This window comes from Paenibacillus sp. DS2015 (assembly GCF_050433705.1).
GTDB lineage: Bacteria > Bacillota > Bacilli > Paenibacillales > Paenibacillaceae > Paenibacillus_AQ.
Genome location: NZ_JBNPWS010000013.1, coordinates 123011 through 135450 on the forward strand (window position 1 = coordinate 123011; position 12440 = coordinate 135450).

At 43.6% G+C, this 12440-nt stretch carries 12 protein-coding genes; 9 read left to right on the forward strand and 3 right to left on the reverse strand.

Translation table 11 applies throughout. The features are described from left to right. Positions 1 to 270: 270 nt before the first annotated feature. The 5 genes from J2T13_RS13385 to J2T13_RS13405 all read left to right on the forward strand — a co-directional run bounded on the left by J2T13_RS13385 (position 271) and on the right by J2T13_RS13405 (position 7361). Positions 271 to 1833, forward strand: a complete 1563-nt coding sequence (locus J2T13_RS13385; protein WP_429371996.1) for an extracellular solute-binding protein — start codon at positions 271 to 273, stop codon at positions 1831 to 1833. Between the two features lie 179 nt (positions 1834 to 2012). Continuing rightward, entirely contained in the window at positions 2013 to 3197 is a 1185-nt protein-coding gene (locus J2T13_RS13390) for a glucuronate isomerase (protein ID WP_429371998.1), read from the forward strand. 118 nt (positions 3198 to 3315) lie between these two features. Next, positions 3316 to 4284 carry a glycoside hydrolase family protein gene (locus J2T13_RS13395; protein WP_429372000.1) on the forward strand — a complete coding sequence of 323 codons (969 nt, stop codon included), beginning with the start codon at positions 3316 to 3318 and terminating at the stop codon, positions 4282 to 4284. 45 nt (positions 4285 to 4329) lie between these two features. After that, positions 4330 to 5496 carry a glycoside hydrolase family 88 protein gene (locus J2T13_RS13400; RefSeq protein ID WP_429372002.1) on the forward strand — a complete coding sequence of 389 codons (1167 nt, stop codon included), beginning with the start codon at positions 4330 to 4332 and terminating at the stop codon, positions 5494 to 5496. Positions 5497 to 5528: 32 nt separating this feature from the next. Continuing rightward, the gene (locus J2T13_RS13405; RefSeq protein ID WP_429372004.1) at positions 5529 to 7361 is read left to right on the forward strand and encodes an alpha-L-fucosidase; all 1833 of its coding nucleotides are present in this window, start codon (positions 5529 to 5531) and stop codon (positions 7359 to 7361) included. A gap of 93 nt (positions 7362 to 7454) precedes the next feature. Here J2T13_RS13405 and J2T13_RS13410 read toward each other — a convergent pair whose 3' ends face one another. Further along, positions 7455 to 7904: a hypothetical protein gene (locus J2T13_RS13410; RefSeq protein ID WP_429372006.1), complete on the reverse strand. Its 450-nt coding sequence runs from the start codon at positions 7902 to 7904 to the stop codon at positions 7455 to 7457. Positions 7905 to 8225: 321 nt separating this feature from the next. On the opposite strand from J2T13_RS13410, the gene J2T13_RS13415 reads away from it, so the two are divergent. Continuing rightward, complete coding sequence (locus J2T13_RS13415) at positions 8226 to 9005, forward strand: ABC transporter ATP-binding protein (protein WP_429372008.1); 780 nt, start codon at positions 8226 to 8228, stop codon at positions 9003 to 9005. Between the two features lie 178 nt (positions 9006 to 9183). On the opposite strand, the gene J2T13_RS13420 is transcribed toward J2T13_RS13415, so the two are convergent. Further along, positions 9184 to 9606 carry a threonine/serine exporter family protein gene (locus J2T13_RS13420; protein ID WP_429372010.1) on the reverse strand — a complete coding sequence of 141 codons (423 nt, stop codon included), beginning with the start codon at positions 9604 to 9606 and terminating at the stop codon, positions 9184 to 9186. Between the two features lie 21 nt (positions 9607 to 9627). Further along, positions 9628 to 10389 carry a threonine/serine exporter family protein gene (locus tag J2T13_RS13425; RefSeq protein ID WP_429372012.1) on the reverse strand — a complete coding sequence of 254 codons (762 nt, stop codon included), beginning with the start codon at positions 10387 to 10389 and terminating at the stop codon, positions 9628 to 9630. A 376-nt stretch (positions 10390 to 10765) separates the two neighbouring features. Between J2T13_RS13425 and J2T13_RS13430 the strand changes: the two genes are divergently transcribed. The 3 genes from J2T13_RS13430 to J2T13_RS13440 are packed head-to-tail and all read left to right on the forward strand — an operon-like array spanning position 10766 to position 12388. Next, a complete protein-coding gene (locus J2T13_RS13430; protein WP_429372014.1) occupies positions 10766 to 11167 on the forward strand; it encodes a GntR family transcriptional regulator in 402 nt (133 codons plus the stop codon). Then, the gene (locus tag J2T13_RS13435) at positions 11160 to 11858 is read left to right on the forward strand and encodes an ABC transporter ATP-binding protein (protein ID WP_429372016.1); all 699 of its coding nucleotides are present in this window, start codon (positions 11160 to 11162) and stop codon (positions 11856 to 11858) included. Before J2T13_RS13430 ends, J2T13_RS13435 begins: the two co-directional genes overlap by 8 nt. Then, the gene (locus J2T13_RS13440; protein ID WP_429372018.1) at positions 11855 to 12388 is read left to right on the forward strand and encodes a hypothetical protein; all 534 of its coding nucleotides are present in this window, start codon (positions 11855 to 11857) and stop codon (positions 12386 to 12388) included. Before J2T13_RS13435 ends, J2T13_RS13440 begins: the two co-directional genes overlap by 4 nt. Positions 12389 to 12440 lie beyond the last annotated feature (52 nt).

A 12440-nucleotide genomic window follows, 5' to 3' on the forward strand; every position in this document is an offset into this window, starting at 1 on the left:
GGAGCGTTCACCTTTAAAGGAGGATTTCTACATGGTTCAATCTAATTCAAGAAATCTTCCTTTAACAGTGAGGGTAACATCTTCCTAAACGGAACACTGTTCCACTACATTTTATTGTCAACCGCTAATTTTGGTTTTGAGCCGAAAATGTAAATCCTAAAAAAACACATAACGACAATAATCCACCCCATAGGAAGCTCGCATGCTAAGCCTTATGATGAGGACAGCGGTAAAAAGAACATCTTTTTGCTGAAAGAGGGGGAAATTGAAATGAAAAAATGGGTTAGTCTGATGCTGGTAGCAACACTCTTAACAGGTGGGGTCGTAGGATGTTCAAGCAATAACCAATCCGACAATACCTCGGATGCAACAGGTGGGCCGCAGCCGCTGAAGTTTAGCATCTCCCTAACTACAAGTGGAAACGGTTATGCAGAAAGTGCCAAGGATATCAATAACGATAAATGGATCAAGGAAGTGGAGAAAAGAGCAAATATCGATATGGACATCAAGATGATTCCACTGAAGGATTTTGACTCCAAAATGGTTGTTATGTTCGCTGGGGGAGATATCCCGGATGTGGTTCAGAATGTTGGTGGTGCTACAGATAAATCCATGGCAGGTTCGATTGAAGCTGATGTATTCATGCCATTGGACGACCTACTTAACGAGTATGCTCCGAATTTAATGAAAGCGGTTCCTAAAGAAGCATGGGCTGAAGTAAGTTACAAAGGGAAAATATACGGTGTTCCCACTTGGCTTAGCAATCCTTCTCGTCGTGCCACTTTTATTAGAACAGATCTGTTGGAGAAAACAGGACTACCGGTCCCTAAAACAATGGACGAATTCCTAGATGTGCTACGTGCTTTCAAAGAAATGGGAGTGAAAGCACCTTACCAAATGCGTGAGAACTTTAAATATGCGGATATCGTCTTCGGTGCTTATGACGCGCTAGGATATCAGTTTATGGAACAAGACGGTCAAATTGTACCTAAATTCTTCAATTCCGAGAATATGGAGAAAGCGCTCACCGTCTATAAGACTATGTTTGATGAAGATCTGATCCAAAAGGAATTCAGCACAATTCAGGCACCTCAATACGGTGAAAGTATCGAGGCAGGTAACGCCGGGATATGGACAGCCAATGCAAATGGATTGCTGACATATCAGAGCAAGTTTGCAGCTTCGCTACCTGAAGCTAAGGTGGAGATTATTCCATCACCGTCAGGTGACAACGGTCAAAAGGGTTACGGACTATATAGCTCTGTCAACACCTCTATGTATATCAACAGCAAGGTTAGCAAGGAAAAGGCAATCGGTATTATCAAGTTTTTCGAGTGGATGCAGACAGAAGAAGCTAAGAGATTTTACAGCTTCGGTATCGAAGGCGAGAATTACACTGTAAAAGACGGAAAGGTTGACTATAAGCTTCCTGAAGGGAAGGCTGCGGAGGATGAGCAGTCTTACCGTGGTCTGCTTCTGTGGGTAGGTGACGCGACGGTTAACCGTGAACGGACAGAGCTTCTCCCTGGAGGACAAGACTTACTGAATGCGCTAGATGATACACTGACTAAAGAAGGCGTGGGGGGGATAGGTTTCATACCCGAGCTTGAGGCATTTGGACAATATCCAGATTTGGCTTCTAAGCGTCCTGATCAGGCACCGAAGTTGGTCGTAGACCATATGATCAAGATGATTTATGGTAAAGAACCGATATCTGATTTCCCAAAAGTCATTGAAGAATACAAGGAAAAAGGCGGAAATGACATCGTTAAGGAAGCCACTGAGCGTTACAAAAACAAAGAAGGAATTATTGAACAGCAGAGCCGTAAATAGGGGGTTGATACAGGAAGTCCTTTCGAGAGAAAGGCTTCCTGCTGTTTAAAAGGGGTGAATCCGGTATGGATGACACAGGAATGATTCATAGTAGGAGTGCGGAATAAATCGTACTGGGTTTGTATTCATCGGATAGACTCTTAGCCTTACTATTCTTGTCTTCAAAGGAGAGGATTTAAGTGAACCATACATCAATACATGATGAAATTATGGGCCTTGAAGTTATAGATACGCATACGCATCTTATAGGAGATAAGCTGTGCGCCGTAGACTTTTGGGAAATCGCGGATTACTTCTGGTTTAACCGTGAACTTCAAACAGCGGGGTATCCTGCTGATGCAGACACACTCCCGGAGAAGGATCGGATAGTAGCCTTTTTACATGCCTACCGTTCCTCGCGCAATACGATGATGAACATTGCTTTTACGGCGATTATGAAGGATCTATATAACATAGATATCACGGATGAGTCCTCCATTCGACAGGCAGATGAAGCCGTTAGGAAGAATAGCACTACACTTGGCTGGGCACAAAACGTAGCCGATCGGTTGAATATCCGGCGTTTCGTAGTGAATCGGCCGGAACACGCTGTCTTTGAAGGCATGAAATATAATGCACTTCTATTTCCGCGAATAGACAGCTGGTTGCCAGGACTTATTACAGATATTCATATGTCCTCAAATCGTCAGGAGACGTTAGATCAGGCGAAGCAGACGATTTATGATCATTTGCAGTCCTATGAGGATATGGGCTGCCGCGGGATCATGACCACGCTCCCCCATTATGAAGCGGCAGCCCATACGGATCATGAGCTGAGCGATGATTCAAAATCTGATGAGATCATGATGATGCTTTTGCATGAGGTGTGCAGGGGGCTGGAGAAACGGGGAATGTTCTTGCAGCTATTCCTAGGTGTGGAGCGCAGATGGGGTAACACATCGGCAGCGCCGGTGAACGATGCGCTACGGATTGTTAGATTATATGGTTTGTTCGAAAGCTATTCCATTCCCTTTGAATTAGTGGTGGCTTCTGAGATTAACAATCTGGATGTGGTCCAGGCTGCATGGAACTTTGCTAACGTTCATGTTGGCGGTATGTGGTGGTACAACTTCCGGGCAAGTACTTATATGCAGAGTATGCAGTACCGACTTGAGGCTATTGCACCGATAAAGAGCTCGCTGATTGTCTCAGATGCGCGTTGCATTGAATGGACATACGGCAAGCTGGTTGTCGTGAAGCGCCTACTTGCTAAATTTCTTGATGAACAAATCCGTAGTGGATGGATCGACAGAGAGCAAGCATTGAATCTCGCGGCCGACTGGCTGTATGGTAGCGCAGCTAAGCGATATGGCGTGCTTGAATAGCTTGGTGATTTCCGCTTAATTTAAGAGGAATAGTTATAGCATAAAAGGATGGAGTGGGAAAATGGTATTTTCGCTAATAGACCACATGCTTCCCGCCCCTTTGGCCGGAGGATTTAGGATGGAGGGGTGGTGGGTATGGTGCGGATCGGTTGTCCTCGGGGAGGACGGGCGCTTTCACATGTTCGCTTCTAGATGGCCTAAGTGGCTTCCAATGCATCCCGGATGGTTACTAAGATCGGAAGTTGTTCGGGCCGTGTCTGATACGCCAGAAGGACCCTATACGTATGAGGAGACTGTTCTGCCTGCAAGAGGCGCAGAATATTGGGATGGTAGAAGCACTCATAATCCTCATATCATCCACCATGAAGGTAAGTATTTACTTTATTATATGGGCTCAACTCATCCGTTTGCGGAGCCTGAACACGGTGAGTCGGTGGAGATGGAGGACTGCCGTTGTATCTCTGCAAGAGCGAATAAGCGTATAGGTCTGATGGTGGCGGATAGCGTGTTTGGACCGTGGAAACGACTAGATGCGCCTATTCTGTCACCACGCCCTGGCAAATTTGATAGCTTCCTGACCTCAAACCCGGCGCCTTGCATCCGGAAGGATGGATCGGTTCTGCTTGTATATAAGGCTCGGAAATACGAAGGTAATACCCATGGTCAGATGACCATTGGAGCAGCTGAGGCACAGCGATATGATGCACCTTACGAAGTTATTAGTGACCAGCCGCTCTTCACTCCAGAGCAGTTCCATATCGAGGATCCATTTATTTGGAGGACTCAGGATGGTTATGCCCTGATCGCGAAAGATATGGATGGGAAGTTATGCGGGGAGAAGCAGGGTGGAATTCAAGCTTACTCACACAGTGGCACGGATTGGAAGTTTGCAGAGTCTCCCAAAGCATATTCGCGACTTGTTCGTTGGGAGGACGGTTCACAGCAGTGGATGGGGAATTTCGAGAGACCCTTTCTATTATTTCAGGAAGGCGTTCCTACACACTTATTTGCTGCGGTGTCGGATGGACCCGGAGGATTCCAAAATGCGGAGAATACCTGGAATATGGTTATTCCTTTGAGTAAATAGCTTTTTATATGAAGGTGAATATCAATATGCTTAGGAGGAGAAAAAATGAGAGAGACGATTGAACATCAAATACCATCAGGTGCTGAAATTAGCGATTCCACTAAGGTCTGGGCAGAGGGAGTATGGGCACACATCCTGAATAAAGTAGAGTGTACCAGCAAACGAATCGGGGTAAGCTTTCCACATGCTTCTGTTAATGGAATCTACGATAATATGCGTCCATCTTGGTGGACTGCAGGGTTCTGGCCAGGAATTCTGTGGCATATCGCGGCAGACGGAGGTCATGAGAATCTACAACATATTGCCGAGCAGTGCGAGGAGAGACTGGATGAACCTCTGAATGCGCTGACTGTACATCATGACGCTGGGTTTATCTGGACACTCTCGGCTGTTGCAAATTATAGGGTAACTGGAAATGAACGTTCCAAGCAGCGGGGGTTGATGGCAGCATCCCAGCTATCAAGCCGTTTTAATATAAAAGGGAGATATATTCGTGCTTGGCATGATCAGAAACAGGTCAACCGGGCGGGGTGGTCAATCATAGACACCATCATGAATTTACCTCTACTCTACTGGGCATCAGAAACAACGAGTGATCCGCGATTCCGGCATGTGGCAACGGCACATGCCGATACGGTACTGGAGTATTTTCTCCGCCCCGACGGCTCTAGTTATCATATCGTGCAGTTCGATCCTGAGACAGGTGAACGCATTGGTGCGATGTCAGGACAGGGACACGCGGAAGAGTCGGCCTGGGCGAGGGGAAGTGCTTGGACGATCTATGGGCTTATGCTTTCCTATCGCTATACAGGAGAAGAACGTTTCTTGATCGGTGCCAAGAGGGCAGCCCATTTCTTCCTTGCCAATCTACCAGAAGATGATGTACCTCATTGGGACTTTAGAGCGCCTCGGGAAGAGGATACGCCACGAGATACGTCTGCCGGGGCTTGTGCGGCATGTGGACTTATTGAACTAGCTCAGGTCGTTCCAGACCGGGAGTCGCATTTATATATGAATGCTGCAGAACGGATTATACGTTCACTACATGACAACTACAGCACGTGGAATCTAGATCAGGAGGAAGGGCTTATTCTGTCGGGTACTTCCAATTTACCAGGTGGTGTACATGTAAATACACCGTTAATCTATGGTGATTACTTCTTCGTTGAGGCGGTTGCTATGCTACGTGGTGCTAAGCTGCGGTTGTGGTAGCATAATGCTATACAAGGAGCAAGGAGCAAACAATGATGAATAAACAACAATCAGAGCAAGTGGAACCAGAGATAGAGAATCTATTAGATGATCCATATCACTCTCTCACGGAAGATGATACTTCTGAAGAAGATAGTCAACAGGAGCGCCGCATGGCTTGGTGGCGCGACGCACGGCTGGGCTTATTTATCCATTGGGGCCCATATTCCATGCTGGCAGGTGAGTGGAAGGGAGAGGAAGTGAAGGCTTCTTATAGTGAGCATATTATGCTTCGCTCCCGTATTCCCATAGCAGAATATGAGGAAATGACAGAAAGCTTTAACCCGGTGGCCTTTGATGCTATCAAATGGGTTCGTACTGCTAAACTTGCGGGCATGAAATATATTATTTTTACAGCTAAACATCATGATGGCTTCGCTATGTATAACTCGAAAGTATCTGACTACTCCATCGTCATGCAGACCGCGTTCGGACGGGACCCGCTGAAAGAGCTAGAAGAAGCATGTCAGCAAGAGGGAATGGTACTAGGTATCTATTATTCTCATGCAATGGATTGGCATGATCCGGACTCACAGGGGAATACATGGGATTATCCAGGGAATATCGGCGCTTATGATGAAGTGGATACTTGGGTCAATGATTCAGACAAACGTACACGCTTCGAACATTATCTACACAGCAAATCGATTCCGCAGGTGCGTGAATTACTCACGGATTACGGAAAGGTTGGACTGATGTGGTTCGACTGTGGTGGTAAGCTAACCCGTGAACAGGGTGACCAGTTCCTATCAAACGTATATGGCCTCCAACCTGATTGCCTAGTTAATAGCAGGGTGTGGAAAAGTCCATTGGGTGATTACGCCAATACGTCAGATAATCAACTGGAGACACGTACACTGCGCAGGGATTGGGAGAATATTATTACTTTAAACGACTCATGGGGCTATAAAAAGTCTGACACCAACTGGAAGTCTCCCGTATCGATCATCCGGCAAATTATTGATGTTGTAAGTAAAAGTGGAAATACGGCAATCAATATCGGCCCAACCGGAAATGGGGAATGGGATCCAAAGTCCGAATCAATTCTGCTGGAAGTTGGCCGTTGGCTAAATATCAATGGGGACAGCATCTATGGTGCCGGCTCAGCGCCGACTGCCAGGCCTTCATGGGGAAGATGCACGTTAAAGGGAGATACGCTCTATCTGCATGTATTTGACATGCCGCAGGATGGTAAGTTAATCGTGCCTGGGCTGAAGACTCGTATAGAACGGGTCTACGAGCTTGCAAGTGGCATGGATATGGCTTATGAAGTTGTCTCAGATCAGGACATTCAGATTGTTCTTCCTTCATTATCTCATCCATCTGAAGATTCAGAAATTAAACCATTCGTCATTGCTATTGCTTGCTGTGGCACTGTAGAAGGCAATTCGACCAGTCTCCTTCTATCTGGAGAGGGTGTATCTAACGTGTTGGGCGTGTTCGAAAGTGAAATTACAGGCCCGTCTTTACGTTATGACACAGGTAAAATAAATCGAGACAATTTGTTAGATTGGTGCGATGAACGAGAGACTGCAGTCTGGCATATTCGGACATCGTCCCCGGGAAGATTCCGTGTGAGTATCGAGTATGGCTGTGGCGAAGGCGAAGATGGGGGAGGAGGCTCCTACATGGTGAGAACGACAACGCAGACACTTCATGCTGAGGTTCAATCAACCGGAGGACCCTATATATTCCAACGCTTTGATATCGGAGAGCTGGAATTTCCTGAAGCGGGCGAATACGCCATTGTTCTTCAGGCTAACCAGATTACAGGAACTTATCTGATGCAACCTAGGAATCTTAAACTGGAGAGTCATTTATCGTAGGTGGGTATTCGAAGGCAAAAACCAGTCAAACACGAACATAAGTGTTTGACTGGTTTTGTTTATTCTACTACTATTCACTAGAAAGTTGGATTCTTAACCTGTGAAGTTACCTGCTCCTGCAACCCCACTAAAGTTTCTTGCCTGAATGTTATTAAATGTATCTGTTGAAGCTGCATTTGTGTAGATTTCAGCTGTATACTGGACCTGCCCTGTTGCGACATCTGCTGCAGGTGGAACATCTACTGCTGAAAAACCAAAGGCTTCATTTTCTCTGCTGATAGCAACGCCAAAAGTTGTTGTGAAAATGATGGTTCCGTTTCTACGAACGTTAATCGTATTCGTATTAAAGAGTGGATTGTTTTCCGTTTTAACATATCCAGACAAGAGCACACGGACGTTATCCTGATTTGCTGGTAAAACGCCTGCGGTCTGAATACCAATATCTCCGAAAACATGGGGAGTAGCTGCTAAAGGGATTATAACAGGAGTTGCATCTGTACTAGCTTGATTCGATATTCTTAAATCTAGAAATTGGATTGTCATAATAATCACCTCCTCGGAATTACAATATGTTAGGAAATGCTAAATATCTTGTACATTCTATTAAAATCACCTGATATCTATGTACAATTAAGAGGGTATAGATGTTGTTTAGAGAAGTTGAGCACGTACTTAAAGAATTATTAAACGATTATCTATAAATGTTCATATTTTAATGATGGACACAATCATGTTCACCTGCTAAGATAATTAATGATAATGATTATCAATATCTAATAAATACATAAGCGCGATATATAGTGCGCTAACCATAATAGCTACTTAATGAATCCATACGTGAATAACCGAGAGGAAGTGCAAAGTATGATAGTAACAGAAGCGTTAGACATAGCTTATGATCAACATCTGATTGTGAATCAGTTGCATTTAGACATTCCTACTGGGAAAATTACGGCTCTTGTAGGCGCGAATGGTTCAGGTAAGTCTACGATACTTAAAACGATTGCTCGGCTAATGAAGCCAAAGAGCGGTGTAGTATATTTAGATGGCAAGTCCATTCATGAGCAAAAAACACAAGACGTAGCTAAACAATTGGCTATTCTTCCCCAGAATCCAACGGCACCGGAAGGTCTTACTGTTTATGAGTTGGTTCAGTATGGCCGCTTTCCACATCGGAAAGGAATGGGAGCATCCCTAACTGCGAAGGATAGAGAAGTTATTGCCTGGGCAATTGAAATGACTGGGGTAGGGGAGTTTACCGAGCGCGCTGTGGATCAATTATCTGGTGGACAACGACAACGTGCATGGATTGCAATGGCGCTTGCACAAGAAACGGATATTCTATTCCTAGATGAACCTACGACATTCCTAGATATGGCGCATCAACTAGAAGTGTTGAGTTTACTACAGAAGCTGAATGCTGAGCAGAAAAGAACGATTGTGATGGTCGTGCATGACCTGAACCATGCTAGTCGGTATGCACAGCATATTGTCGCAATTAAGAAAGGGGCTGTTATTAAGACAGGAACTCCTCTTGAGGTTATGAGATCAGAAATTCTGGAAGATGTATATGGAGTGAAAAGTGATATTATCTATGATCCACGTACAGGTCAGCCTTTGTGTTTACCTTATGGATTAATCTAATAATTGTAGAAGAATAATAGAGAGCGGCTACACAGAAGGGTATCATTCTGCGTAGCCGCTCTCTATTATCATATCCGAATAAATATTCAGGCTAAGAACATATGTTGTCAAAAGACAGCGATTTCAGAGCGATCATTACGTATTTTCGGTTATGTGTATTGGCCTGTGCAGAGTCTGTTTAACGTTTTTTTCGTACCATTTGGTTGAGTACTTCCGATAATACTAAGCCAACGGCAACTGACCCTGAGATGAGAAAAGCCTGAGCAGCTAATTCCACGGCAATGGTGTAATCTTTTTCTACGAACCTACGCATAGCATCATAAGCGAGACCACCGGGCACTAAAGGAATGATACCTGATACGCTGAAAATAATGACAGGCATTTTATATAGCTTCGCAAATAGCTGGCTGATTACACCTACGATGATCGTTGCTGTTAGCGTTGAGAATACACTGTCTACATGGTTTTGAATAAGAGTGTAGTAGACGATCCAGCTGAGCATGCCTACAAGTCCACACTGGATGAGAGATTTTTTGGGTGTATTAAAGAGAATACTAAAAGCTGCGGAAGCAATGAAACTAGTCGCTAACTGTTCAATCATGACGAGAAGACCTCTTTCAAATTAAAAAATAGTGAGAACAACGGCGATACCTGTACCAATTGCAAAAGCTGTCAGGAATGCTTCTGCTCCACGTGATAATCCTGATACAAGATGGCCTGCCATTAAATCACGGACGGCATTGGTAATTAGAAGTCCCGGAACAAGTGGCATGACGGAACCGATAATAATTTTGTCGAGTGATTGACCGAATCCTATGTTAATCAAGAGGAGTGAGAGAACGCCAATTAGGAATGAACCCACTAATTCAGCAAAAAATTTAACCTTTACTAAGCGATGAAAATATATTATAGCCGAATAGCCTAATCCTCCGCAAAGAATAGCAGGGACAAAGTCTTTCCATCCACCTTGGAACATAATTGCAAAGCAACCGCTTGCTATCGAGGCTGCTATAATCTGAAACCATATCGGAAAGGCATGAGTTCCTACATCTACCTGTTTAAGCAATTCATGTGCTTTTTGTATTGAAATTTCACCTGAGGTTAGCTGTCTTGAAATACCGTTAGCGGTTACTACCTTTTGGAGATCGGTTGTGCGTTCGACAATGCGGATCATCTTAGCTGATTCCGAATCATTTGCTTGGAATAAAATTCCGGTTGGAGTGACGAAACTGTGCGAGTATGGAAGTCCAAAGGAGGACGCTATGCGGGTCATGGTATCTTCGACACGATACGTTTCTGCTCCACTCTGGAGCATTATTTTTCCTGCAAGCAGGCAGACGTTAATAATATCGTGGGTTGTATAATCTGATAATTTAATTTCCAAGTCAATCTTCTCCTTAGGATACTTATCTCACCTAGTTGTCTTAAAGCGATATTCTGCATCATGCAGAGCCATTATAGCATGAAAGACGAGAAATCATTACTGTCACAGTTGTAATGATTTGTAATGAAACTGAAATCTAATCTTCATCGTATCTTAATGAAACAAGCTTATAATATACCTTAACCCCTAATAATATATATTTTCTAGACCCGTAGCTCGTTGCTGCGGGTCTCTTTCTGTCTAGATCGGCATAAATCCAGTGAAGTGACGGTATTCATATCTTCCTGGAATAATTAGGATTTACAATTCAATAGTCCTAGTGTACTATTTAACTAACACAGCAATACGATGAAAGAAGAGAGGAGGCTACGACATTGTGAGCATTGAATTCGATAATAATCTACCTATCTATTTACAGATCATGAATCATATTAAAAGACAGATCGTAACAGGAATACTCCAAGCCGGGGACAAAATCCCTTCGGTTCGTGAACTAGCAGCTGAATTACAAATTAATCCGAATACTGTTCAGAGAGCGCTCCAAGAGCTCGAGCGAGAAGGAATTGTCGAGACTAAGCGTGGACTGGGGAGATTCGTGACAAGTGAGGAATCTAAAATCATGATGATTAAGAAGGAAATGGCAGGAGAGTTGCTGAGTCACTTTATTAATGGAATGCAGGAGCTTGGTTTTGAGGATCACGATATTGTATCCATCGTAGCTGATGCGGTAACGAAGAATGAGGAGAGTCAGAATAAGGAGGGAATGGATCGTGGATAGTCTGCTGCAGCTAAATGGGATAAATAAAAAATACGGATCTAAACATGCTTTGAAGAATGTAACAATGGAGATAAAGCCAGGGAAGATTGTAGGCCTACTCGGAAGCAATGGGAGCGGTAAGAGTACGTTGATGAAGATTGTCGCAGGTCTCGTTCAACCTACTTCTGGAGTCGTATCTATTGTGGGTCTGCCCGTAGGACAGAGAAGTAAAGGAGTCGTTTCTTTTATGCCAGATCGTCCTTTGACAGAGCCTTGGATGAAAGTACGCGACGCCCTTAGCTTCTATCAGGACTTCTATGAGGATTTTGATATAACCAAGGCGCGTGAGATGCTTCAATTCATGAAATTGAACGAAGTAGATCGTGTAGGGATACTATCGAAGGGTATGAGTGAGAGGCTACAATTAACACTGGCTTTATCACGTGCTGCTAGTCTGTATTTACTTGATGAGCCGATTGGGGGAGTGGACCCCGTCGCACGTGGCAAAATATTAGATGCTATTGTTGAGTATTACAATGAAGATAGCAGTGTTATTATCTCTACTCACCTTGTCCGTGATATTGAACGAATCTTCGATGAGGTCATTTTTATACGTAATGGAGAAGTGGTTATGCAGGAAGATGTAGAGAATATGCGGATTAAAAATGGGAAAAGTGTAGATGACATGTTTAAAGAGGTGTTTGCAGAATGATGAATTTGTTGAAATACGACTTTAAACGAAATGGTACCAAGTTATTAGGTATTTTTGCCGTACTCCTTCTTCTACAGATATCGTTGATGTTGTTTGTTAAATATGTTGAAATAAAACTGACACTAAGCATACTTGCTTATGTTATTGCTGGCGTAATGCTGTTTACAACGACAATTCGCACCTATAGTTATAATCTTAAAGCTTATCATCGCAAATTATTACCGGTGCATACGTTAAAGTCCATTCTATCGCCTATCCTGATGGGATGCATATGTTTATTGGGTCTTGGCCTCATTACGGTCATTCATGGCTATGTATACCTATCGATGTATGGAAATCCACAAATGATAATTGATCTGATTAAAACGTATCCTGTCCATAGTATTTTTATTATATTTAAGGTGTTTTTAATTATTATTTATCTCCTTATTGCGATCTTTTTTGCCATCACTATTGCAGCTAGTATTCGAATAAAAGGGAGCTTTTGGATTGTGAACATCAATTGTAAAATACCTAATATCAGCAGTTGAAAATTCCCCATAATTAGCCGACATACTCTCCGAGGGGAGAGAAATATATGGT